The following is a 24,088-nucleotide window of genomic DNA, read 5'->3' on the forward strand; positions in this document are numbered from 1 at the left end:
CTGTTTCATTGCCCGTTGCGGATCCGCTCGGCCTCTTCGAGCCGGTCCAGCAGCTCGTCCTCCAGCGCGTCGAACTCCTCTTCGCTGAGTTCGCCGGAGTCGAGCTGGGCGGAGAGTTCGGCCAGCCGGTGGCGGATCTCGTCGGGGTTGTAGTACTCGCGCTCCGCTGCGTCGAGGACCTGCCGCGCCGTCCAGTCCACGAACCGGACCGGGGCGGCGGGGGCGGTGAGAATGGCCTTGAACAACCCCATTTCGGGGTCACTCCCTCTCGGTGGGCGCCGGTGTCAGTCCGTCGGCGACGGCTCCGTCACGAAGCTGTACGGGGGCAGCGGGCCGTTCACCCGGATCTCCATCAGCCCGTCGAAGGACTCCCGGAGGTCGCTGGCCTCGCGGCCGACGTCGTCGAGCTTGTCCTGGTGGACGAGCAGCGAGACGTTCGCGAGGCAGTTGTCGACCGGCGGCCCGAACGCGATCTTGTCGGCGTGCGTCGCCAGCGGCGCGACGACCTTGTCGGAGTCGCGCTTGCGCAGCTCCTCCAGTGCCGCGGACACGCGCTCGCCGAACGCCATCTGCTCGTCGGGGGTGCCGCCGTTGGCCGCGCGCAGCTCCTCGTTCGTGGCGCGCAGGTCGGCGTCCTCCATGAGGACCGTTCGCAGCGCGGTCTCCTCGACGTGGGTGGCCTTGACGTTGACCTCGACGCGGTCGCGGAGCTCCTCCAGGAGGCCGGTGTAGTGCCGCGGGGCGCGCTCCAGTTCGGCCTCGACCGACGCGTCGTCGGGGGCGAGTGCGCCGAAGCGCATGGGGAGCACGGGTCCGCGGCGGGCCAGCCGGCTGAGCACCTCCTGGTGCGCGGCGAGGTCGCGCCGCTTGGCGCGCAGCCCGTCGGGGGTCGTGCTGACGATGGCGGCCAGCCCGCTGTGCGTAACGAGCCGCACCGAGGCGGGCGGGTCGCCCACCCCCGTGAGCTCGACCGCCTCCGGGGCGTCGGTCGCGAGGACGATGCCGTACACGTAGGTGCTCATTCGCGCTCCTCCTTCCGCCCCGAGCCGTTGGAGGCGCTGGTGCCGCTGGAACTGCGGCGGCGCTGGCGCGCGGGCTGCTTCTCCTTCTCGTCCTCGCCGCCCTTCTGGAAGGACTCCGAGATGGCTTCGGCCGCGCCGCTCAGTGCGCCTTTGGACTTGCCGTGGGCGCCCTTCTCCATGGTTCCGCCGACGAGGTCGGGCAGGCCGACTCCGCCGCTGTTGGAGAGGTCGAGGCGGTTGCACGCCTCGGCGAAGCGCAGGTAGGTGTCGACGCTGGCCACGACGATTCGTACGTCGACCGTGATGAGCTCGATCCCGACAAGGGAGACCCGTGCGAACACGTCGATGACCAATCCCTTGTCGAGGATGAGGTCGAGGACTTCGTAGAGGTTGCCGGACGATCCGCCGCCTCCACCTGATGAGTTCTGCATTACCGTCATGAGGGGTCGTGCTCCTTCCGTCCGGGGAACTGCGATGCCCCCGGATGAAATCGGCTCAAGAATGTCTGTTTGCGCGGGGAGTCTTCGAGGGGTCAGCGGCGGTCGGCGCGGCCTCGGGTGTAGCGGCTCACGCGCCGGTAGCCGGCCAGGTCGCCGTCGGTGTCGAGTTCGACGGTGTAGGTGGCCAGCAGGCTCACGGTGTCGGGGACCCGCTGGAGCTCAAGGGTCTCCATGGTGACGGTCCACCCGCCGTCCGTCTTCTCGATTCCCGAGACGGATTCGACGGTCATCCCGGTCAGTTCCTCGAACTGCTCGCGAGCCTCACGGATCCGGGCACCCGCCGAGGCCTTGCGGCGAGGTCGGCGTTTCCGCGTCTCCTCGTCGGGGGTGTTCTCCTCACTCATGGGGCTCCTGTCCCGTTGCGGCACGATGGTCGCGTTGCCGCATCTGCCCAGGCACTACCGCGGAGCGAGGCGGCAAAACAAAACGCACGGAACGAGAGCGAATGCCCACCATTGCGGGCATTCGGGCGCAATCACGGCTTTCCGCGGTCAGGGCGTGCGGGGCGGGGTGCCGGCCGCGCCGCCGTCGAGGTCGGCGCGGAGCCAGTTCTCCACTTCGAGGATGTGCATGGTCGCCGCCGCGCGGGCGGCGTCGGGGTCGCGGGCGAGCAGCGCGCGGTGAATGCGGACGTGGTCCTGGCGCAGCCGCTCGGTCAGGCCGGCCTCGCGGTGCCCGCGCCACACCCGGGCGTTCATCGTGCGCGACGACAGGCCGTCGTTGATGGCGGTGAGCGTGGCGTTGCCGGTGGTCTCCACGATGGCCTGGTGGAAGTCGAGGTCGGCCGAGACGGTCTCGCCCATGGTGGTGCCGCGGTCGATCCGGTCCAGGATCTCGCCGAGCCGCGCGAGCTGGGCGTCGTCGGCGCGCGCCGCGGCGAGCGCCGTGGCGGCGGGCTCCAGCATCCGGCGCACCTGGAGGACTTCGATCAGTGTCGCGCCCTGCGACACCTCCGCCAGGACCGAGAACGCCTCCAGCAGGTCGCCGGGGCGGAGGTCGGTCACGTAGACCCCCGCGCCGTGCCGGGACGACAGGACGCCGAGGGTGGTGAGCGCGCGGATGGCCTCGCGCATGGAGCTGCGCGAGACGCCGAGGTCGGCGGCGAGGTCGCGCTCCGTCGGCAGCCGCTCGCCGGGCAGCAGCGCCCCTTCGGCGATGCGCGTCTTGATCGACTCGATCGCGCGCCGGGTCACCGGCATCCGGTCGTTCACGGGCGGGTCCTGCTTTCCTGCTGGCGGCCGCGGCGGGCCGCGGCCGGCGGGCCGGGGGATCTTGACACCTTACGGGCCCCCCACGTAAAAGTGATCAGACCAATCATTCCAGGGTTCTTCCGCCACCGCATGCACCCTCCCACGGTTTCCGCTGGTCTGCCGGGGTATAGACGCGTTTCCCGCAAAGACGCACCACGGAGACCGGGAGGCGCCTACTCACTAGTGATCGGACCAATCATCGTGAAGTTCCTCCGCATCGGAGACCTCGGCGCCGAACGACCCGCCGTCCTCGACGGCGACGGCACGGCGCTGGACCTGTCCGGCATCACCGCCGACATCGACGCCGCGTTCCTGTCCGGCGGCGGGATCGACCGGGCCAGGGCCGCGCTGGAAGCCGGTGAGCTGGCACCCCTCGACCCCGCCGTGCCCGGCGGCGGGCGCGTGGGCGCCCCGATCGCGGCACCCGGCAAGATCATCGGTATCGGCCTGAACTACGCCGACCACGCCGCCGAGACCGGTGCGAGCGCCCCGGCCGAACCCATCGTGTTCCTCAAGACGCCCGACTGCCTCAACGGCCCCGACGACGACGTGCTGATCCCGCGCGGCAGCGCGAAGACCGACTACGAGGTCGAGCTCGCCGTCGTCATCGGGCGCACCGCCCGCTACCTCGACGGCGAGGCCGACGCCGACGCCGTCATCGCCGGGTACGCGCTCGCCAACGACGTCTCCGAGCGCGCGTTCCAGATCGAGCGCGGCGGCCAGTGGGACAAGGGCAAGTCCTGCGAGACGTTCTGCCCGCTCGGCCCGCTGCTCGTCACCCCCGACGAGGTCGGCGACCCCCAGGACCTCGGCCTGCGGCTGAGCGTGAACGGCGAGGTCCGCCAGAACGGCAGCACCAAGGACATGATCTTCACGGTGCGCCACATCGTGCACTACCTCAGCCAGTTCATGGTGCTGCGCCCCGGCGACGTCATCGTCACCGGCACACCCGCCGGTGTCGCCATGGCGAAGGAGGCGACCCCGTACCTGAAGCCCGGCGACACGGTGGAGCTGGAGATCGACGGCCTCGGCCGCCAGCGGCAGCACATGGTGCAGGCTTAGCGGTATGCGCGTCGCCCTGTTCGTCACGTGCCTCAACGACACCCTGTTCCCGCGGACGGGGCGCGCGGTGGTGCGGCTGCTGGAGCGCCTCGGCCACGAGGTCGTGTTCCCCGAGGCGCAGACCTGCTGCGGCCAGATGCACTACAACACCGGGTACCGGCGCGAGGCGCAGAAGCTCGCGGTGCGGTTCGTGCGGACCTTCGGCGACGCCGACGCCGTCCTCGCGCCGTCCGGGTCGTGCGCGGCGATGGTGCGCGACAACTACCGGCGGCTGGGCGCCCCCGGCAGCAGGCTCGCCGAGGAGGCCGCCGCGCTCGCACCGCGGGTGTACGACCTGTCGGAGCTGCTGGTCGACGTGCTCGGCGTGACCGACGTCGGCGCCTACTTCCCGCACCGGGTCACCTACCACCCCACCTGCCACGGGCTGCGGCTGCTGAAGCTCGGCGACCGCCCCACCCGGCTGCTGTCGGCGGTGCGCGGGCTCGACCTCGCCGAACTCGACGGCGCCGCCGAATGCTGCGGGTTCGGCGGCACCTTCGCGATGAAGAACGAGGCGGTGTCGGCCGCCATGGGATCGGACAAGGCCCGCCACGTCGCGGCGACGGGCGCGGAGGTCCTCTGCGCGGTCGACAACTCCTGCCTGATGCACATCGGCGGCACGCTCGACCGCAGCCGCAGCGGGGTCGCGGTGCTGCACCTCGCCGAGATCCTCGCCTCGACCGAACAGGAGCCGGCCCGCCTATGAGCGACAGCGCCTTCCTGGGCATGCCGGCGTTCCCCGCCGCGGCACGCGCCGCCACCGGCGACGCCCAGCTCCGGCACAACCTGCGCAAGGCCACCCACACCATCCGCGACAAGCGGGCGTCGGTGGTCGGGGAGCTGGACGACTGGCCGGTGCTGCGCGCCGCCGGCGCCGCCATCAAGGACCGCACGCTGCGCCACCTCGACACCTACCTGGTCCGGTTGGAGGAGTCGGTGCGGGCCGCCGGCGGAACCGTGCACTGGGCGGCCGACGCCGCCGAGGCGAACCGGATCGTCACCGGCCTGGTGCAGGCCACCGGCGAGACCGAGGTCGTCAAGGTCAAGTCGATGGCCACCCAGGAGATCGAGCTCAACGAGGCGCTCGCCGAGGCGGGGATCACCGCGTTCGAGACCGACCTCGCCGAACTGATCGTGCAGCTCGGCGACGACCACCCCTCCCACATCCTGGTCCCGGCGATCCACCGCAACCGGGCGGAGATCCGCGAGATCTTCCTGCGCACGATGCGGGACTGGGGCGTCCCCGCCCCCGACGACCTCACCGACGACCCCCGCGCCCTCGCCGAGGCGGCGCGGGTCCACCTGCGCGAGAAGTTCCTGCGCGCGAAGGTGGGCGTGTCCGGCGCGAACTTCGCGGTGGCCGACACCGGCACCATGGTCGTCCTGGAGTCCGAAGGCAACGGGCGGATGTGCCTGACCCTCCCCGAGACGCTCATCTCGGTGGTCGGCATCGAGAAGATCGTGCCCACCTGGTCCGACCTCGAAGTGTTCCTTCAACTGCTGCCGCGGTCCTCGACCGGCGAGCGGATGAACCCCTACACCTCCACTTGGACCGGGGTGACCCCCGGCGACGGGCCGCAGGACTTCCACCTGGTGCTGCTCGACAACGGGCGCACCGACGTCCTCGCCGACACGGTCGGACGCCAGGCGCTGCGCTGCATCCGCTGCTCGGCCTGCCTGAACATCTGCCCGGTGTACGAGCGCGCCGGCGGGCACGCCTACGGCTCCGTCTACCCCGGCCCCATCGGCGCGATCCTCACCCCGCAGCTGCGCGGTACGTCCTCGGAGCTCGACGCGTCGCTGCCGTACGCGTCGTCGCTGTGCGGGGCGTGCTACGAGGTGTGCCCGGTGGCGATCGACATCCCCGAGGTGCTGGTGCACCTGCGCGAGCAGGTGGTCGACGGCCCAGGGCACCGCGCCGAGAAGGCGGCCATGGCGGCAGCGGGGTGGGTGCTCGACGACGAGAAGCGACTCGGCGCCGCCCAGCGCGCCGCGTCCGGCGCGCGCGGCCTGGTCCCGCACACCCTGCCCGGGCCGGGGTCGGCGTGGACCGACACCCGCGACGTCCCCGAGATCCCCGCGGAGTCGTTCCGGCAGTGGTGGCGGCGCCGGAACAAGGGCCGGGACAAGGGAGGGGCGGAATGAGCGGCTCGCGGGAGACCGTCCTCGCCAAGGTGCGGGCGGCGCTGGCCGACGTCGACCCCGCTGAGCGCGCCGAGGACGTCGCGGTGCCGCGCGGTTACGCCCGCTCCCACGACATGGGCGACCCCGTCGCGGTGTTCGTGGACCGGCTGGTCGACTACAAGGCCCTGGTGCGCCAGGTGGCTGCGGCGGAGCTGCCCGGCGAGGTCGCCGCGGCGCTGGAGCGGCGCGGCGCCGAGCGGATCGTGGCGCCGGCCGACCTGCCCGCCGCGTGGACCGCCGACGTTGGCACCGGCACCGCCCTGGTCCCCGACGACGGCCTCGGGGTCCGCGAACTCGACACCGCCGACGGTGTGCTCACCGGCTGCGCCGCGGCGGTCGCCGAGACCGGCACCATCGTGTGCGACGGAGGGGCAGCGCAAGGCCGCCGCGCCATCACCCTGGTGCCCGACTACCACCTGTGCGTGGTGCGGGCCGAGCAGATCGTCGGCGGCGTGCCCGAGGCGGTCGCGCGGCTCGACCCGGCCCGCCCGCTCACCTGGATCAGCGGCCCTTCGGCGACCAGCGACATCGAACTCGACCGGGTCGAGGGGGTCCACGGCCCCCGCACGCTGGAGGTCATCATCGTCGGCGCGTGACCCGGCGGCGGGGGTTCGTCGCCCCCGCCGCCGGGACGGCCGGGGTGTCAGCCCCCGCCGCCGCCACCGCCCCCTCCACCGGCGCCGCCACCGCCACCGCCGCCGCCACCGCCACCGCCGCCACCGCCGCCACCGCCGCCACCGCCGCCGAATCCGCCGCCGCCGGAGAAGCCGCCCCCGCCGAACCCGCTGCGGCGCCCGCTGCTGCTGCCGCCACCGCCGAACACGGCGCCGAGCACGATGACGAAGAACCCGACGATGAAGACGAACGGCAGGATGCTGCCGGAGTCGTCGGATTCGTCCGAACCCCCGGAGTCGGTATCGGCGAGCATCGGTTCGGGGATCTCGACGCTGCCCGGCGCCAAGGCGAGGTCGAGGCTCATGGCCTCACCGGGTTCGACGCGGGCGTGCTCGAAGGTGGCGCCCGTGCCGTCGGCCGATTCGCCCGTGCACCCCGCGGTGCTCCCTTCGGGCCCGGCGTAGCAGGCGGCGTCGGCGATCTCGCCCGGCGCGGTGACCACCGCGCTGACGTCCTCGACCGGGATGCTCCAGCCCGAGCCGACGACGTCGACGAAGAGCCGGGGGTCGGAGGTGGTCTCGCCGTGGACGATCAGCCGGTCGTAGGTGTAGCTGATGACGAAGGTCCTGGTGCCGGTGAGCTGGTCGTCGCCGCCGTCGTCGCCGATGAGCACGGAGGTCTGATCGCCCTCCTCGACGACGTCGACCGGGGCGACGCCGCCGGGGTCCTCGACCTCGACGCCGGTGAGCCCGAAGTCCTGCTCGCCGCCGCCGTCGATGCTGCCCGAGTGCGGGATGGCGCGGTTCACCTGGCCGGAGTCGGAGCCGAAGGTGTAGGTCAGGGTCTCTCGGACGTGCACGGTGCCGTCCTCGGCCACCTCGAACTCGGCGTCGAACGCCGACACGCGGCGGGTCTCCTCTGCGAGGGCGGGCGGGGCCGCGAGCCCGGCGAGCAGCAGGGCGGCCGCGGCGGCACCGACAACGGTGCGCGTGCGGCGGGCGGGCGGTTCGGTGCTGTCCTTCGTGGGGATTCTCGGGGACATGCATGGTGTGATGCAGCGCTCACCGCCGCGGTTCCCGTGTGCGCTGGCCGCATCCGGCACGCATGCGCCCCCGCCCCACCGGGCACACCGGTGGCGGAGGTGTAGCCGCCGGACACCGGTGACCGTGCGGTGGGGGCGCACCCGCGCCTCCACGGCCCGAGAGGGCGGCGATGCCGGGGTGTCAGCCCCCGCCGCCGCCACCGCCGCCTCCCCCGGCACCGCCACCACCGCCACCTCCACCGCCACCGCCGCCTCCGCCGAATCCGCCGCCGGAGGACCCACCGAACCCGATTCCGCTGGAGCCGCCGCGCCGACCGCCGCCGCGCCCGCCCCGGATCCTCATCACGATGACCAGCACGACCATGGCGATCCAGATGTAGGGGAACCAGTTGAACCAGAAGTGGAACCCGAACCAGCCCTCATCCTCGAAGCCGTCGAAGTCGTCGGAGCTGTCGGTGCCGTCCGATTCGACATGCACCGGCTCCGGGACCTCGACGCTGCCCGGCTCCAGGGCGAATTCGACGCTCATGGCCTCACCGGGGTCGACGCGGGCGTGCTCGAAGGTGGCGCCCGTGCCGTCGGCCGATTCGGTGGAGCATGCCGCGGTGCTTCCTTCGGGCCCGGCATAGCAGGCGGTTTCGAGGACCTCACCCGGTGCGGCGAACTCGGCCCGGACGTCCTCGACCGGGATGCTCCAGCCCGAGCCGACGACGTCGATGAAGAGCCGCGGGTCGGCGTCTGACGTGCCGTGGGTGACGAGCCGGTCGTAGGTGTAGCTGATGACGAAGGTCCTGGTGCCGGTGAGCTGGTCGTCGCCGCCCTCGTCGCCGATGAGCACGGAGGTCTGGTCGCCCTCCTCGACGACGTCGACCGGGGCGACCCCATCGGGGTCCTCGACCTCGACGCCGGTGAGCCCGAAGTCCAGCTCGCCGCCGCCGTCGATACTTCCCGTATGCGGGATGGCGCGGTTCACCTGGCCGGAGTCGGATCCGAAGGTGTAGGTCAGGGTCTCGCGGACGTGCACGGCGCCGCCCTTCGCCACCTCGAACTCGGCGTCGAACGCCGACACGCGGCGGGTCTCCTCGGCGAGCGCGGGCGGGGCCGCGAGCCCGGCGAGCAGCAGGGCGGCCGCGGCCGCACCGGCAATGGTGCGCGTGCGGCGGCGGATGATCTGGGGGATACCGTTCACAACGGCTGTAGGGGGCATGTCCGGTGTGACGACGCGCGCACGGCCGGGGTTCCCCCGATGCGCCTGCTGATTTCGCGCGCACCGGTCGCACGGGCGCGGCCTCAGCGGCGCAGGGCCGAACGCAGCACCTGGGCGAGGTGGCGGCCCGTGCGCTCGGTCCCCTGGGCGACCTGGGTGCGGCACGAGAACCCGTCGGCGAGGACCAGGTCCTCCTCGCCCGCCGCTCGGACCTTCGGGAACAGTTCGCGCTCCGCGCACGCCTGCGACACCTCGTAGTGGCCGGGCTCGAACCCGAAGTTGCCGGCCAGCCCGCAGCAGCCCGCGCCGACGACGTCGGGGTCGACGCCCAGCCGCCGGAGCACCGCGAGGTCGGCGTCGTAGGAGCCCTTCGCCTCCTGGTGGCAGTGGACCTGGGCGACCGCTGCGGCGTCGACGGTGCCGAACGGCCACTCCCCCTCGTGCGCGGCGACCAGCTCCGCCAGGGTCACGGTCTGCTCGGCGAGGCGTTGCGCGCGCGGGTCGTCGGGCAGCAGCGCGCGGGCCTCGTCGCGCAGCATGACCGTGCAAGAGGGTTCAAGGCCGACCACCGGGCACCCGGCGGCGAGTTGCGCCGCCATCGCGTCCAGCGAACGGCGGAGCATCCGCTTGGCCGCGTCCAACTGCCCGGTGGAGTGCCAGGTCAGCCCGCAGCAGACGGCGCCGTCGGGGAACTCCACCCGGTAGCCCAGCGCCTCCAGCACCGCCACCGCGTCGCGCCCCACCTCCGGGCTGTGGAAGTTGGTGAAGGTGTCGGGCCACACCACCACGGTGGGGCCGGTCGCCGGGGCCGGGCGGGCGCGCTTGCGTGCTCGCTTGCGGTCGCGGAGGCGGGCGGAGGCGCGCAGCGGCTTCTCCGCGAAGCGGATCATGGAGCGGCGCGGTTCGATCCCGCCGGCCTTCTGCACCAGCGCGGCGACCTTCGGCAGGGCGAGCGCCGCGTTGACGGCGCGCGCCACGGGGCGGGCCGCCGTTGCAAGCCGCGACCACACCGGCAGCCAGCCCATGGAGTAGTGCGCCATGGGGCGCACCCTGCCCTCGTAGTGGTGATACAGGAACTCGGCCTTGTAGGTGGCCATGTCCACGTTGACCGGGCACTCGCTCGCGCACGCCTTGCACGACAGGCACAGGTCGAGGGCGTCGCGGACCTCCTCGGAGCGCCAGCCGTCGGTGACGGTCTCGCCGCGCAGCATCTCGGAGAGCACCCGGGCCCGGCCGCGCGTGGAGTGGACCTCGTCGCGGGTGGCCTTGAACGAGGGGCACATCGAACCGGTGTCGGTGCTGCGGCACGCGCCGACGCCGACGCAGCGGCGCACCTCCCCCGCGAAGGAGCCGCCGTCGGCGCCGAAGGCGTGCACGGGGGTGATCTCCAGCGCGGCGTGGCCGGGGCCGGGACGCACGGCCTCGTCGAGCGGCGCGGGGGCGACCAGCACGCCGGGGTTCAGCAGCCCGTCGGGGTCGAACAGCGCCTTGAACTCCGAGAACGCCCTGAGCATGGCCGGCGAGTACATGGCGGCGAGCAGTTCGGAGCGTGCCCGGCCGTCGCCGTGCTCGCCGGACACCGATCCGCCGTGGGCGGCGACCAGCGCCGCGGCGTCGGTGATGAACGACCGGTACGCCGCGAGGCCCCGCTCGCTGCCGAGGTCGAAGTCGCAGCGCAGGTGCAGGCAGCCTTCGCCGAAGTGGCCGAAGGGCACACCGCGCAGGCCGTGCTCGCCGAGGAGCGCGTAGAGGTCCTTGAGGTACCCGGCCAGCCGCTCGGGCGGCACCGCGGAGTCCTCCCAGCCGGGCCACGCCTCGCCGCCGTCCGCCATGCGGGTGACGATCCCCGCCCCGGACTCGCGGATGCGCCACAGGGCGCGGGCCCGGGCGGGATCGGCGACGATGACCGCCGTTGCGGCGTCCCGGAGCCCGGCGGCGACCCGGGCGGCGGCGTCGTAGGCCTCGGCGGCGGTGGCGCCGCCGAACTCGCAGTACAGCCAGCCCTGACCGGCGGGCAGGTCGGCGCCCGCGCCGGCGCGACCCGGCCGCGAGCGCAGCGCGTCGAGCAGGTCCGACGCCATGCCCTCGACGGTCATCGCGCCGGATCGGGCCAGGTCGGGCGCTGCCGCGGCGGCGGCGAACACGTCGGGGAAGCCCAGGACCAGCAGGGCGCGGGCCGCCGGCACCTCGACCAGGCGCACCGTCGCCTCGGTGACCAGCCCGCAGGTGCTCTCGCTGCCGACCAGCGCCTTGGCGACGTCGAAGCCGTTCTCGGGCAGCAGGTGGTGCAGGCCGTAGCCGGACACCTGGCGGCCGAAGCGGTCGAGTTCGGTGCGCAGCACGCCGAGGTGCGGCGCGCGCCACTGCGCGAGGCGCGCGTCGAGTCCGGGGTCGCCGCTGCCGCCGCGGGACGCGGTGAGCCGCCGCCCGTCGGGCAGCAGGTGGGTCAGCGCGACGACGTTGTCGGCGGTGGTGCCCCAGGCGACCGAATGGGAGCCGCACGCGTTGTTGCCGATCATCCCGCCGATGGTGCAGCGCGAGTGGGTGGAGGGGTCGGGGCCGAAGGTCAGGCCGTGGGGGGCGGCGGCGGCGCGCAGGTCGTCCAGCACGACACCGGGTTGGACGGTGGCCGTGCGCGCCTCGGGGTCGATGCCGATGATGCGGTTCATGCGGGTGGCGAAGTCGACCACGATCCCGGAGCCGATGGCGTTGCCCGCGACGGAGGTGCCGCCGCCGCGGGCGGTGACCGGGGTGGCGGTCGCGCGGGCGGCGTCGAGCACCGCGGCGACGTCGTCGGCGTCGTGGGGCTCGACAACGGCGGCGGGCGGCACGCGGTAGATGGACGCGTCGGAGGCGTAGGCGGCGCGGGTGGCCGCGTCGGAGCGCACGGCGGCGGCGCGCTTTCCGAGCCGCTCCCGGAGTGCGGCCAGGATCGGGGGGTGCTCGTGGGTCTCGGTCGGCACGCGCACGCCGGTTCTCCTCGCGGTAGGGCGCTGGACGGGATAGCCTCGCAGTGTTGCATGCAACAGTAGCATGCTACTAATCGCCGACCTTGGACATGGCGGCGGGGCGCGGGCCGGGATGCGATCCGAAAGGCAGTGGCGACGTGGGCGGACACGCGACGAAGAACGAGCACCTCGCTGTGCAGATCCGCGAGGCCGTGCGCAGCGGCGAACTCGCCCCCGGCGCGCTGTACTCGGCGCAGGACCTGGCCGCGCGCTTCGACGTGTCGCGGACCCCCGTGCGCGAGGCGCTGCTGCGGCTCGCCGACGCCGGGCTCGTGCGCATCGAGCGCAACCGCGGCGCGCGCATCCTGCGCGCCGACAGCCACGACATCGTCGAGGCGTGCTCGCTGCGGCTGCTCCTGGAACCCCCCGCGGCGCGGGTCGCGGCACTGCGCATGACCGAGCGCACCGGCCGCCAGGTGTCCGAGGCACTGGCGGAGATGCGCGCGACCGCCGACGACACCGAGGCGATGTTCGCGGCCGACCACCGCTTCCACGACGCCATCCTGCGCGCCAGCGGCAACCACCGCCTCGCCGACCTGGTCGCGGGGCTGCGCGAGACCATCACCCTGCACGGCCGCCGCACCGTCCCCGGCCGCCGCGACAGCGGCCGGGTCCTCGCCGAACACGAGGCGATCACCGCCGCCCTGACCGGGGGCGACGCCGACGCGTCGGAGGAACTGATGCGCGATCACCTGCGGGCGACCTCGTCACTGCTGCTCGCCGACGACGCCCCCGCCACCGCCGAATGGACGGAATGGGCCGGCGCACACCCACCCGAGCCCGACCACTGACCCCGGACGGCCCTGCCGCGGGCCGCCGGCCCGGGCCGATCGCGCGCTGTTCCGCCGCCAGGGCGCGCCGAACACCACAAGCCGCGGAACCGGCCTGCGCGGTGGTCGGCCAGCCGGGCCGGAAGACCCGAACCGAATATTGAACTAGTTCAAATATTCGTATGTACTAGAATCGGACACGGTTCGGCGCTCCGGTCCGCGTTGCACCGGGTGCGCGCCGTGCCCCGCCGTCCTGCCGCCGTCCCGGATCGAGCCGCCCATGTACGTCCCGCGCCACTTCGACCCGCCCGACGACGACGCCGTCCACGCCCTGCTGAGCGCCCAAGGCGCCGCCGACCTGGTGACCTGGACACCGCAGGGGCTCAAGGCGACCCTGGTCCCGTTCGTCTTCGACGCCGGGTCCGGGCCGCACGGCTCGCTCATCGCCCACCTGGCCCGCAACAACGACCAGTGGCACTCCGCCGCGCCGGGGACCGAGGCGCTGGCCATCGTGCGCGGGCCGGACGCCTACATCAGCCCCTCCTGGTACGCCGCCAAGGCAGAGCACGGCCGGGTGGTGCCCACCTGGAACTACGTCACCGCGCACGTCTACGGCACGTTCACCGTCCACGACGATCCTGCGTGGACCGAGGACGCCGTCCGCCGGCTCACCGAGCGGCACGAGGCCGGGCGGGAGCGGCCGTGGTCGGTCGACGACGCACCCCGGCCGTTCGTCGACGGCCAACTGCGGGCGGTGGTCGGCGTCGAACTCGCCATCACGCGCGTGGAGGCGAAGTGGAAGCTCAGCCAGAACCGCGGGGCGACGGACGTCGACGGGGTCGTGGCCGGGCTCGGCGAAGGCGGCGCGGCCGACCGCGCCGTCGCGGCGGAGATGGCCAGGGCGCGCACAGAGTCCCGCGGCTGAAAGCTTGTTGGGGTACCGGCCTGGCCTGCCCCGATCAGGATGTGCTTCGGCGGTCGCTGCTGCGCAGCCGCCACGCAGCCCGACCACTGCCTCCAGTGGCCGATGGCGCCCTGAGCCCACTCCCTCTCAGCGACCACCCGACCGCCGACCCGCCCCGCCCGCCTCCCGTCGCAAGGATGCCCTCGCGGCGGGAAGCGCCGCGGTGAGCCATGCTCACGGCGGAGAGGTGTGATCACCGCGACGCCACGGCGGGCCTGCGAGAATGCGCGGTCGAAGCGAGGAGTGCTCCGGGACTTCGACCACGGCGGGAAACGCCCCGGGACTTCGACCGAAGCGAGGAGTACTCCGGGACTTCGGCCGCGGCGGGGAGTGCTTCGGGGGTGCGGGGCCAGATCACCTTCGCCCATCGGGACAGGGCAAGGCTGCGAGGCGGCTGCGCAGCAGCGACCGCCGAAACACGTCCTCTCAGCCGGAAGTCGGACCGGCACCCCAACAGCCTTCGATGCGCCGGGCTGGGCGCCCCCGATACCGCCGTTTCGCCGGCGCCGGGAAGACGGACGCCGGGGACGCGGACATCGGGGAGACGGGCGCCGGGAAGGCCGACGTCGAGAAGGCGGGCATCTGCGACCGGTTCCGTGCAGGGCGCGCGGTTCTCGGCTCCGTCAGCGTGTCATGGGCTCGGCGGCGCCAACTGCTCGGTCAGCCGCTCCAGGCCGCCCTTGATGAGCCGCCCGTAGTCGTCGTCGCCCAGTGCCCCGATGGTGGCCTGCGCCTGCGTGAGATGCTCGCGGGCACGGTCGAGATCGTCCAGCTTGCGGTAGCACTCGGCCAAGTTGAGGTGCAGCGACGGGTACAGTCCGGCCACCGGAATCACCACCCCCGCGTCCGCCGTGCGCTCATCGGTGAGCTGGTCGGCGGCTGCCAGCGCCCGCAGATCCCACCCCAGTTCCTCGTGCACGTCGTCCTGCACATCGGCCATCGCGTGGGCGAGGACGCACACGTGCAGCGGGTCGCCCTGCTCGCCGCCGATGTCGGCCCAGATCTGAGTGAACAGGTCGCGGGCGGCATCGCGCCGACCCTGGTGGTGGTGCAGCTCCACCCCCTGGCCGATCCGGGTGATCGTCGGGTCGGTGATCATGGGCCGCTCCTCCATCGCCACCGGCGCGTCATCGCACCGGTGGGCCAGTATCGCCGCGGCGGCCGAGGGGCGCGAACCGCAGCGGACCGCGGCGGGCGGTGCCGGGCCGCCAGGGCGCCGGGACCGCCAGGCCACCTGGGCACAGACGCGCGGGGCCACCTGGCCGCCGGACCACCCGGGCGCAGGCGTGCCGGGCCGCCGGGGTCACACCCCGGCCGCGGCCTCCTCGTCCTCGATGGCGCGGTTCCACTCGGCCTTGCTCGACTGCCAGCCGTCCTCGTCGCGGCCCCGGCGCCAGTACCCGGAGATGGACAGCGCGTCCTTGGAGTAGCCGAGATCCTTGCGCAACAGGCGGCGCAGCTCCTTGACGAACCCGGCCTCGCCGTGCACGAACGCGTGCATCGTGCCGCCGGGGAAGTCCAGCCCGCGCACCGCCTCGACCAGCGCGGCGCCGACCTCGCGTCCGCCCCGGTGGACCCAGTGGACCTCGGCGCCGCCGGGGACGGCGAGCTTCTGCTCCTCGGCGGCGTCGGCCACCTCGACGAACACGTGCGCCCGCGCCCCGGCGGGGAGACGCTCCACCGAGGCGGCGATGGCCGGGAGCGCGCTCTCGTCGCCCGCGAGGAGGTGCCAGTCGGCAGCGGGGTCGGGGGCGTATCCGCCGCCGGGGCCGAAGAACGCGATCTCGTCGCCGGCCCGTGCGGCGGCGGCCCACGGCCCGGCGAGGCCGCGGTCGCCGTGGTGGACGAAGTCGATGGCGAGTTCGCGCTGCTCGGGGTCCCAGGACCGCACGGTGTAGGTGCGGGTCGTGGGCCACTCCGACTTGGGCCGGTCGCGCCGGATGGCCTCCATGTCGAACGGGTCGGGATGGGCGGTGCCGGGCTGCGGGAAGAGCAGCTTGACGTAGTGGTCGGTGTAGTCGCCCGCGGTCAGCTCGGCGAGGCCGTCGCCGCCGAGGACGACCCGGATCATGTGCGGGGACACCCACTCCACATGGCGGACCACCCCGCGGTGGACCCGGCGCTTATCGCGTTTCGACCGATCCGACATCTCAACTCCCGCACGACCACTGATGATTAGGCAAGCCTAATCAAGCTACTGCACGGCAGGGGTGCGCCGCCAAACGGAGCCGTCCCACGGCCACCGCCCTCATCCTGCCGCCGCCCGCGGTGCCGCGCTCCCCCGGCGCGTCCTGGCCCGATCGCCGCAGGGTCAGCCCTGGACGACGGCGGGTCAGGTGCGGTCGCCGCCGGGTCAGGTCCGGACGACGGCGAACGAGCGGGCGGCGAGCCGCACCCCTCCGTCGACCGGTTCGGCGGCACCCCGCGCCAGCAGCACGGCGGTGGCCGGGCGGTCGAGTGCCGCGACGGCGTCCTCCGGGCGCAGGTTGCACACCACCCGCAGGCCGCCCCGGTGCAGGGTGAGGACGCGGCCGTCGGGGGCCGCGTCGACCACGAAGCGGTCCAACCGGGGGTCGGACAGCTCGGCGTGGGTGCGGCGCAGCGCTATGAGGTCGCGGTAGGTGGCGAGCATCGCGGCGTGCGGGGCGCGCCCCGGCTCGGACCAGTCCAGCACCGACGCGTCGCGGGTGGCCGGGTCCATGGGGTCGGGGATGTCGGCCGCGCCCCACCCGTGCGCGGCGAACTCGCGCCGCCGCCCGCGGCGCACCGCGTCGGCGAGACCGGGGTCGGGGAAGGACGCGAAGAACCGCCACGGGGTCCCCGCCGCCCACTCCTCCCCCATGAACAGCATGGGCGTGTACGGCGAGCACAGCAGGAGGGCGGCGCCGCACGCCAGCAGGCCGGGGTCGGTGGCGGCCGCCATGCGGTCGCCGGTGGCGCGGTTGCCGATCTGGTCGTGGTTCTGGAGGGACGCGACGAACCTGCTGCCGGGGATGCGCCGCCGTTCCACCGGCGCCCCGTGGGTCCGGCGGCGGAACGACGAGTAGGTGCCCGCGTGCAGGAACGCGTGCTCCAGTGTGTGGGCGAGCACGCCCGGCCCGGCGAAGTCGGCGTAGTAGCCGCCGTCCTCGCCGGTCAGTGCCGCGTGCAGGGCGTGGTGCAGGTCGTCGCACCACTGCGCGGTCATGCCGAGCCCGCCCGCCTCGCGCGCGGTGACCGTGCGCGGGTCGTTGCGGTCCGATTCGGCGATGAGCGACAGGGGGCGGCGCAGTGCGGCCGACAGCACCGCGACCTCGTCGGCGAGCCCCGCGAGGACGGGGGTGGCGCGCTCGTCGTGCAGCGCGTGCACGGCGTCCAGGCGCAGGCCGTCGAGGTGGAAGTCGCGCAGCATGCCGAGTGCGTTGCCAATGACGAAGGCGCGCACCTCGTCGGAGTCCTCGCCGTCGAGGTTGAGCGACGGGCCCCAGGCGTTCTCGCCGCCGAAGTACGGGCCGAACCGGGGCAGGTAGGCGCCCGACGGGCCGAGGTGGTTGTAGACCACGTCGAGCAGGACGCCCAGGCCGCGCGCGTGGCAGGCGTCCACGAACCGCTTGAAGCCGTCGGGCCCGCCGTAGGGCTCGTGGACCGCGCCCCACAGGACGCCGTCGTAGCCCCAGCCGTGCCGCCCGTCGAACGCGTTGACCGGCATCACCTCCACCAGGTCGACGCCCAGGCCGACGAGGTGGTCGAGGCGGTCGGCCGCGGCGTCGAAGGTGCCCTCGGCGGTGAAGGTGCCGATGTGCAGCTCGTAGATGACGGATCCGGCGCACTGCCGCCCCGTCCAGACGGTGTCGCCCCAGCGGTAGGCGGTGTGGTCGTAGCGGCGCGACGGCGCGTGCACCCCGCTGGGCTGATGGGCCGAGCGGGGGTCGGGGAGCGGGGTGGGGTCGTCGTCCAGCAGGAACCCGTAGTCGGCGCCCGGGGCGGGGCCGGAGTCGAGGTGCCACCAGCCGGCGTCGTCGCGGGACATGGGGCTGACGTCGCCGTCGATCCAGGCGCGGACCCGCCGCGGCAGGGGCGCCCACACGTGCAGGCCGGGCTCGCCCAGCGGCGGCGGTCCGAAAGTCGCAGTCACACGCGTGGACCTACCCGCCCGGCCGGGGACCTACCGCCGGCGCAGGGGCCGGTACACGGCGACGGAGAACGAGGCGGTGACCGGCATCGGCGCAGGCAGTTCCGCCACGCGACGGTCCAACTCGGCGGGGTCGACGTGGCGGGCGCTCGGCCCCATGGCGACCACCGCGGCCGCGTCGGAGCGGTCCAGCAGCAGCGGCACGTCGACCCGGCGGGACTCCCCGGCGGTGAAGTGCCCGCCGAGGCCTTCGGCTAGCCGCTCGTCCTTGGCGGGGTCGACCTCGATCAGGCCGAGCGGAGCGCGGAGTTCCGCGAGGTGCCGCACTGTCGGCGTGGCCACGATCAGCGCGCCGCCGGGGTTCAGGACCCGGTGGAACTCTGGCGCGTTGCGCGGGGCGAACACGTTGAGCAGCACCGTTGCCGCGCCGTCGCGCAGCGGCAGCCGCCGCCACACGTCGCAGCCCACTGCGCCCGACCGGGGGTGCGCCTTCGCGGCGCGGCGCAGCGCGTAGCGGGACACGTCGGCCGCGACGCCCACGGACTCGGGCCGGTCGTCGAGCACGCGGCCCAGGTAGTACCCGGTGCCCGCGCCGAGGTCCGCCACCAGCCCGGCGCCGCCCGCGGCCGTGCGGGCGGCTTCGGCGAGGGTGTCGGCGAGTGGCGCGTAGTGCCCGCTGGCCTGGAACCCGGCCCTTGCCTGGACCATGGCGGCGCTGTCGCCGGTACCCGCCGCGCGGTGCCCGGTGAGCAGGTTGGCGTAGCCCTCGCGCGCGACGTCGAAGGAGTGCCCGGCGGCGCAGCGCAGCGCGTTGCCTGCGGCGTCGAGCGCCGCACCGCAGTGCGTGCAGCCGAGCGCGCGCAGCACAGCAGGGGGCATCCGCAGCCGGTCGAGGACCGGAGGGCGTTCGTCGCTGGTGGTCGCCATGATCGCCGCCCAGCCTAGCCGCCCCGGGCACAGCGGCGGCGTCGGCGGCGCGCTCGCAGCGGTCAAGGGCACACGCGAGGTGATGGCCGCTCAACCGCCCAACCGCGCGCCAGAGGAATGGCCGAGTCGACCCGGCACGCACACGACGTCATCGCCGCACATCCGCCCACCCGTGCCCCGAGGGGGCGGCCGCGGCGAGTGGCGAGGTGGCCTCAGTGTCCCGCGGCGCACGCGACGTGATGGCCACTCAACCGGACACCCGCGCCCCGGCGGGGCACTCACGGCGACCCGGCACGCACACGACGTCATCGCCGCTCAACCGCCCAACCGCGCGCCAACGGTGCGCTCATGGCGGTCGGGGACGCACGCACCGTTGCCGAACCGATACGTTCCGGTGCAAACCGGAGGCGTCCGCGGGGTGTCATACGGGGGACATTCGCCCCATCTCGCCAATCCGGAGGCTCCCATCCACCGCGCCACAACGACCGCCGCCACGACCGCAGCCGCCGTCCTCCTCCTCGCCGCGTGCGGCGCGCCACCGCAAGCGGGCGACCTCGCGTCCGGGGCGTCCTCCGCGAAGGTGCCCAAGGGCGACGGCAGCAGCCTCCCCGACGACTACAACGGCGACGGTCTCCCCGACCACGCCATCGAAGGGGCGCAGGGCGACCAGGAGACCGGCGAGCGCTACGTCGGCGCCGTGTTCGGCGGCAAGCAAGGGCTCGACGGCGAGCAGCGCGTCGTCCTCACGCGCGAGGCGCTGGGCCTGCCCGCTCCCGGCGAGGACGACCCCGGCTCGCTCACCATCCGCGACTCCGCCGACCTCGACGGCGACGGCTTCGCCGACCTGCTCATCGACGCCGACGGCGCGTACGTGGTGTGGGGCGGCCCCGAGGGCCTCGCCGGGAAGGCGCAGGCGCTCCCCGCGTTCGACGGCAAGACCGCCAACGACATGCTCGCCGTGTCCACCGCTGTCGCCGACTTCGACGGCGACGGCGCCACCGACATCGCGGTGCTCGACCAGATCCAGGGCAGCCCCCAGGAGGACTTCGAGACCGCGTACCTGCGCGGCCCCTTCGACCGCGACGGCAAGCCTTCCGAGACCGCCGACCTCACGCTGCCCGACGACGCCCAGGACGCCGATCTCGCCCCCATCGACGCCGACGGCGACAAGGCCATCGACCTCGCACTCGTCCGCAACAACGACGAATCGCCGGCACGCCACCTGGTGCTGCGCTCGGGCTCCAGCGGCCCGGCCGAAGAGGAGCTCGGCGACACCCCGCCCGGGCACGCCTACGCCACGGGCGACTTCGACAAGGACGGCACCCGCGACCTGCTGATCGGCGCGAACGGCATCCCCAACAACGAGAACCCCAACGACCCCGACGACCCCGAGCTGCACCCGGGCTACGTCGACTTCTACTCCGGCGCCGACGGCTTCGCCAAGGGCGAGCCCGTGCGCATCACCCGCGACACCCCCGGTGTGCCGGGCAAGGCGGCCGACTCCGACGGGTTCGGCAACGGGCTGCTGGTCGGCGACGTCAACGGCGACGGCTACGACGACGCCGCGGTGTTCACCGGCACCGGCTTCTCCCCCGACTCCGTGAACGTCCTGCTGGGCGGCCCCGACGGACTGACGGGCAAGGGCGCGGCGAACCTGCCCCTGCCCGACGCCCCGGCGGGCGACCTCGGCTTCTGGGACCAGCTCAACCTGCGCGACTACGACGGCGACGACCGCTCCGACCTCCTCCTCGGCACCGAGGCCCCGGGCCGCGGCAACGCCTACAACGAGTACGCCGTGCACGCGGGCACGCCCGACGGCGTCACCGCAGAGCCGAGCCAGGAGTTCAGCACCAAGGACTTCTGACGCGGCCCCGCGCCCGGCGTCAAGAACCGGCAGAGGTTCTTGACGGCCCGGGTCCGGGTCCGCCGCCACGCCCCTGCCGCGCCGGAGCGCGATCGTCGCGAAGCGGCGCGGCAGGGGCGACCTCGCACGCCGGCTTGCGGACCCTCGCCCGAGTTCCACTGGGCGATCATTGCGGAGCACGCGCAGCAGAGACGACGGGCGCTTGCTCAGCCTCCGCACTCCCGACGGCAGGAATTCCTTTGCGGGGTACGCGGAAGCGGCGGCGCGCGGAGTTTCAAGGTAGATTAAAAGTCATGGACGCTTTGCCGGAGGCGCCGTTCTCCGAACTCATCAACAAGCCGAAAGCGACAGTCGCCCGGCTCAACCGGACTCCTGGGCACGCCCTCCGGCTGCGACGCCGCAGCGAGGCGGATCTCATCCTCATCCAGGAGGAGGAGAACAGCACTCGAACGGCAATGGTCAATACCGCCATGCGGTTCCTCGCCGAGTTGATGGACGGCGACCACGCCACGCGCACCGCCGCCGCGAAGGCGGCCGAGAAGGTCTTCCCGTGGATCCGGTTCCTCCCTGCCGGCGACGTGGAGGCGTTCCTCGACCAACTGGCCGAGGTCTTGCGCGCCACAGAGCAGCTCAACACCCACGCCCCAGTCCTACAGTTGGTCGTCGACTGGCAGCACACAGCCGAGATCCATGCCGACCCCGAACTTCTGGCGGCCCTCACGCGTAGTGAGGACGGCGACTTCGGGCCTGTTCCTCCCCCGCCGGGTTACGAACGATGAGTCCGAAGCGTGGCGAGCGGGTGGCTCCGCCACCCGCCCCAGAACAGTGGGATGTCTACTTCCTCACCAGCGGCGCGGTCAAAGGCTGGGACGAACTCTGCTCGCAGGCCCCGGAAATACCCTCCTCGCATGGCAGATCCTTCGAGAGGACCCGCTTCCTCGGACTTCGACACGTCGACAGCACCAATTGCGCGGTGGCCTCGCGACCAAGTGCGTCAAAGGGGAGTCGCTCCCCCAATGGCAGCTCGAAGTGACCGGGGGCGGCCGGATCTGGTACGCCGTCGACGAAGGCCGCCGCCTGGTCTGGATCAGCCTCGCAGGCCCCGGGCATCCGAGGGCCACCGACCGCACCGCTCGCGCCCGCTGAGGTCAGTCGCGGGTGAGCAGGGCGACCGGGTAGCGGGCGAGGAGGTCGGCCAGTGCCGGGGCGGTGAAACCGTCCGAGCGGTCGGGGGCGAGGGTGTGGCCGGTGAGCAGGTCGCGCCACTCCCCTGCCCCGCCGGGCAGCGGGAGCCGGGTGCCGCGCCAACCGCCCGCTGCGGCCAGTCCCATGGGCAGCCGGACCGCCACGGCCACCGTGTCGCAGCGGGGCCCTCGCGCGAACGACAGCACGTGTCCGGCCGCGGGGCCCGTTGCCGCGAGCGGGCGGTACCCGCTGAGGTCGCGGTCGCGGCGCAGGTGCAGGGCCTGCCGTAGGACGTGCATCTTCACCGCGCCACTGCGGTCGATTTCGGGCAGCCAGCCGTCCTCCAGCCGGGCGAGCACCGCCTCGCGTTCGGCGAAGTCGACCGGGCGGCGGTTGTCGGGGTCGACCAGGGACAGGTCCCACAGCTCGGTGCCCTGGTACACGTCGGGCACACCGGGGCCGAGCACCTGCACGAGCTTCTGCCCCAGCGCGTTGGACCAGCCGGGCGCCTCGATCCGCGCGGCGAACGCCGCAACCTCCGCGCCGACCCCGTCCGCGCCGAGGATCCGCTGGGGCCACGCCGCGACCTCCGCCTCGAACGCCGGGTCCGGGTCGGTCCAGGAGGTCCGCAGCTTCGCCTCTTTCGCGGCCTTGCCCAGGTACGCGGCGAGCCGTTCGGCGCTGATGGGCCACGCCCCCAGCAGGGTCTGCCAGGCGAGCAGGTCGAGCGACGGCTCGCTCAGCCCGGCGGCGGCGCTCCACCGCCGCACCGCGACCGCGAACTCCGCCGGGATCTCCGCCAGCACCGCGAGGCGGGCGCGCACGTCCTCGGCGCGCTTGGTGTCGTGCGTCGACAGCGCGGTCATGGTGTGCGGCCAGGACGCCTCCCGCTCGGCGGCGCGCGCGTGGAACTCGGCCGGCGCGACCCCGAACAGGTCGGGCGATCCGCCCACCTCGTTGAGCGCGGCGCAGCGGGTGTACCGGTAGAACGCGGTGTCCTCGGTGCCCTTGGCGACCACCATGCCGCTGGTCTGCTGGACGCGCCGGGCCGGCTCGCCCCGCTCATCGGCGCGGACGGCGGCGTCGATGGCGGCGAGCTCGGCCGCGAGGTCCGGGCGGCGCGCGGTGGCGCCCGCCACGGCCGCCGCCCAGTCCGGTTCCCCCTCGGGCAGGTAGCTGCGGTACGGGACGAAGGACGTCAGAAGCGCCGCGACGGCGTCCTCGCCTCGCTCCCGCGGGGCATCGGGCAGCAGCGCGGCGATGCGGCGCACCTCCGCCACCAGGACGTTCTCGGCGATCTGCGTGCGCGCCTGCGCGGTGACCGCCGCGTAGTCGGTGGCGGCCCCCAACTCCCCTGCGAGTTCGGTGAGCGGCGCCTCGCCGCCCGGGTCGACGAACACCCCGCACACCTCGCGCAGCGCGTCGTAGCCGGTGGTGCCGTCGACCGGCCAGGAAGCGGGCAGCGCCTCGCCGGGGTGCAGGATCTTCTCCACCACGATCCACCCGCCGAAGCGCGCGCGCAGCCGCCGCAGGTAGCCGCCGGGGTCGGCCAGGCCGTCGGGGTGGTCGATCCGCAGCCCGTCGACGTCGCCCGCAGCGGCCCACCGCAGGATCTCGGCGTGGGTGGCGTCGAACACCGCGGGGTCCTCCACCCGCACCCCGGCGAGCGTGGTGACGTCGAAGAACCGGCGGTAGCCAAGTTCGGTGTCGCCGCGCCGCCACGACACCAGCCGGTAGTGCTGGCGCTCGTGCACCAGCAGCGGGTCGTCACCGGGGGCGCAGGTGCCGGGAGCGAGCGGGTAGCGGTGCTCGTGGTAGGTCAGGCAGCCGTCGGCGATGCCGAGGAGGTCCAGTTCGGCGCGGCCGTCGTCGCCGTCGTCACCGAGGACGGGCAGCAGCAGGGGGCCGCGCGCGAAGTCGATGTCGAAGCAGCGGGCGAAGCGCGACCCCGGCCCGTTGCGCAGGACGTCCCACCACCACGGGTTCGCGGCGGGCTCGGCGACCGACATGTGGTTGGGCACGATGTCGGCGACCAGGCCCAAGCCCGCCGCGCGCACCCGCGCCACCAAGGCGGCGCGGCCGGACTCGCCGCCCAGGACGTCGGCGACCCGCGTGGGGTCGACGACGTCGTAGCCGTGCTGGGAGCCCGGCGCCGCGGCCAGGATCGGCGACGCGTACACGGCGCCCACCCCGAGGCGCCGCAGGTAGTCGACCCGGCCCGCGGCGTCGTCGAGGGTGAACCCGGGCCGCAACTGCACCCGGTAGGTGGATGCCGGCGGGGCCTCCGCACGATCGCTCATTGGGGGATCACGTGCCCCGATGGGCACCCGCTAATCCA

At 73.7% G+C, this 24,088-nt stretch carries 22 protein-coding genes; 9 read left to right on the forward strand and 13 right to left on the reverse strand.

Going from position 1 to position 24,088, the window contains the following annotated elements; translation table 11 throughout:
* Positions 1–5 precede the first annotated feature (5 nt).
* The 5 genes from CLV63_RS10250 to CLV63_RS10270 form a co-directional block, all read right to left on the reverse strand.
* A complete protein-coding gene (locus CLV63_RS10250; protein WP_106582732.1) occupies positions 6–251 on the reverse strand; it encodes a gas vesicle protein GvpG in 246 nt (81 codons plus the stop codon).
* 33 nt (positions 252–284) lie between these two features.
* Positions 285–1,022 (reverse strand): GvpL/GvpF family gas vesicle protein, encoded by a 738-nt coding sequence (locus CLV63_RS10255; RefSeq protein ID WP_106582733.1) that lies wholly within the window; start codon positions 1,020–1,022, stop codon positions 285–287.
* The gene (locus tag CLV63_RS10260) at positions 1,019–1,462 is read right to left on the reverse strand and encodes a gas vesicle structural protein GvpA (protein ID WP_106582734.1); all 444 of its coding nucleotides are present in this window, start codon (positions 1,460–1,462) and stop codon (positions 1,019–1,021) included. The genes CLV63_RS10255 and CLV63_RS10260 overlap by 4 nt, the downstream gene beginning before the upstream one ends.
* A 92-nt stretch (positions 1,463–1,554) precedes the next feature.
* Positions 1,555–1,866 (reverse strand): gas vesicle protein GvpO, encoded by a 312-nt coding sequence (locus CLV63_RS10265; protein WP_106582735.1) that lies wholly within the window; start codon positions 1,864–1,866, stop codon positions 1,555–1,557.
* Positions 1,867–2,013: 147 nt separating this feature from the next.
* Positions 2,014–2,721, reverse strand: a complete 708-nt coding sequence (locus tag CLV63_RS10270) for a FadR/GntR family transcriptional regulator (protein ID WP_106582933.1) — start codon at positions 2,719–2,721, stop codon at positions 2,014–2,016.
* Between the two features lie 237 nt (positions 2,722–2,958).
* On the opposite strand from CLV63_RS10270, the gene CLV63_RS10275 reads away from it, so the two are divergent.
* The 4 genes from CLV63_RS10275 to CLV63_RS10290 are packed head-to-tail and all read left to right on the forward strand — an operon-like array spanning position 2,959 to position 6,653.
* Positions 2,959–3,834 carry a fumarylacetoacetate hydrolase family protein gene (locus CLV63_RS10275; RefSeq protein WP_281260724.1) on the forward strand — a complete coding sequence of 292 codons (876 nt, stop codon included), beginning with the start codon at positions 2,959–2,961 and terminating at the stop codon, positions 3,832–3,834.
* 4 nt (positions 3,835–3,838) lie between these two features.
* Positions 3,839–4,579 (forward strand): (Fe-S)-binding protein, encoded by a 741-nt coding sequence (locus CLV63_RS10280; protein WP_106582736.1) that lies wholly within the window; start codon positions 3,839–3,841, stop codon positions 4,577–4,579.
* A complete protein-coding gene (locus CLV63_RS10285) occupies positions 4,576–6,018 on the forward strand; it encodes a lactate utilization protein B (protein ID WP_106582737.1) in 1,443 nt (480 codons plus the stop codon). The genes CLV63_RS10280 and CLV63_RS10285 overlap by 4 nt, the downstream gene beginning before the upstream one ends.
* Positions 6,015–6,653: a LutC/YkgG family protein gene (locus tag CLV63_RS10290; protein WP_106582738.1), complete on the forward strand. Its 639-nt coding sequence runs from the start codon at positions 6,015–6,017 to the stop codon at positions 6,651–6,653. Before CLV63_RS10285 ends, CLV63_RS10290 begins: the two co-directional genes overlap by 4 nt.
* 47 nt (positions 6,654–6,700) lie before the next feature.
* Here CLV63_RS10290 and CLV63_RS10295 read toward each other — a convergent pair whose 3' ends face one another.
* From CLV63_RS10295 to CLV63_RS35005, 3 genes are all read right to left on the reverse strand, one after another.
* Positions 6,701–7,714: a DUF2207 domain-containing protein gene (locus tag CLV63_RS10295; protein WP_211301244.1), complete on the reverse strand. Its 1,014-nt coding sequence runs from the start codon at positions 7,712–7,714 to the stop codon at positions 6,701–6,703.
* A gap of 181 nt (positions 7,715–7,895) precedes the next feature.
* Positions 7,896–8,903: a DUF2207 domain-containing protein gene (locus CLV63_RS10300; protein ID WP_211301245.1), complete on the reverse strand. Its 1,008-nt coding sequence runs from the start codon at positions 8,901–8,903 to the stop codon at positions 7,896–7,898.
* Positions 8,904–9,004: 101 nt separating this feature from the next.
* Positions 9,005–11,890 (reverse strand): FAD-binding and (Fe-S)-binding domain-containing protein, encoded by a 2,886-nt coding sequence (locus tag CLV63_RS35005; protein ID WP_281260714.1) that lies wholly within the window; start codon positions 11,888–11,890, stop codon positions 9,005–9,007.
* Between the two features lie 137 nt (positions 11,891–12,027).
* Here CLV63_RS35005 and CLV63_RS10310 point away from each other — a divergent pair, with 137 nt between their 5' ends.
* Positions 12,028–12,720 (forward strand): GntR family transcriptional regulator, encoded by a 693-nt coding sequence (locus CLV63_RS10310; RefSeq protein WP_211301246.1) that lies wholly within the window; start codon positions 12,028–12,030, stop codon positions 12,718–12,720.
* 259 nt (positions 12,721–12,979) lie between these two features.
* A complete protein-coding gene (locus CLV63_RS10315) occupies positions 12,980–13,624 on the forward strand; it encodes an FMN-binding negative transcriptional regulator (protein WP_106582741.1) in 645 nt (214 codons plus the stop codon).
* A gap of 670 nt (positions 13,625–14,294) precedes the next feature.
* On the opposite strand, the gene CLV63_RS10320 is transcribed toward CLV63_RS10315, so the two are convergent.
* From CLV63_RS10320 to CLV63_RS10335, 4 genes are all read right to left on the reverse strand, one after another.
* Positions 14,295–14,762, reverse strand: coding sequence for a tetratricopeptide repeat protein (locus tag CLV63_RS10320; protein WP_106582742.1), 468 nt, complete (start codon positions 14,760–14,762; stop codon positions 14,295–14,297).
* Between the two features lie 204 nt (positions 14,763–14,966).
* On the reverse strand, positions 14,967–15,812 hold the full coding sequence (locus CLV63_RS10325; RefSeq protein ID WP_106582743.1) for a siderophore-interacting protein: 846 nt from the start codon (positions 15,810–15,812) through the stop codon (positions 14,967–14,969).
* Positions 15,813–16,016: 204 nt separating this feature from the next.
* Entirely contained in the window at positions 16,017–17,777 is a 1,761-nt protein-coding gene (gene treZ / locus CLV63_RS10330; protein ID WP_106582744.1) for a malto-oligosyltrehalose trehalohydrolase, read from the reverse strand.
* Between the two features lie 30 nt (positions 17,778–17,807).
* Positions 17,808–18,653: a putative RNA methyltransferase gene (locus tag CLV63_RS10335; protein ID WP_211301262.1), complete on the reverse strand. Its 846-nt coding sequence runs from the start codon at positions 18,651–18,653 to the stop codon at positions 17,808–17,810.
* Positions 18,654–19,119: 466 nt separating this feature from the next.
* Between CLV63_RS10335 and CLV63_RS10340 the strand changes: the two genes are divergently transcribed.
* From CLV63_RS10340 to CLV63_RS34030, 3 genes are all read left to right on the forward strand, one after another.
* A complete protein-coding gene (locus CLV63_RS10340) occupies positions 19,120–20,565 on the forward strand; it encodes an FG-GAP repeat domain-containing protein (protein ID WP_245928705.1) in 1,446 nt (481 codons plus the stop codon).
* A gap of 293 nt (positions 20,566–20,858) precedes the next feature.
* Positions 20,859–21,344 (forward strand): hypothetical protein, encoded by a 486-nt coding sequence (locus tag CLV63_RS10345; RefSeq protein ID WP_106582746.1) that lies wholly within the window; start codon positions 20,859–20,861, stop codon positions 21,342–21,344.
* A gap of 187 nt (positions 21,345–21,531) precedes the next feature.
* Entirely contained in the window at positions 21,532–21,711 is a 180-nt protein-coding gene (locus CLV63_RS34030) for a hypothetical protein (protein WP_211301247.1), read from the forward strand.
* A gap of 2 nt (positions 21,712–21,713) precedes the next feature.
* Here CLV63_RS34030 and treY read toward each other — a convergent pair whose 3' ends face one another.
* Complete coding sequence (treY, locus tag CLV63_RS10355) at positions 21,714–24,050, reverse strand: malto-oligosyltrehalose synthase (RefSeq protein WP_106582747.1); 2,337 nt, start codon at positions 24,048–24,050, stop codon at positions 21,714–21,716.
* Positions 24,051–24,088: the final 38 nt, after the last annotated feature.

The sequence above is a fragment of the Murinocardiopsis flavida genome, assembly GCF_003014485.1.
Classification (GTDB): Bacteria; Actinomycetota; Actinomycetes; order Streptosporangiales; family Streptosporangiaceae; genus Murinocardiopsis; species Murinocardiopsis flavida.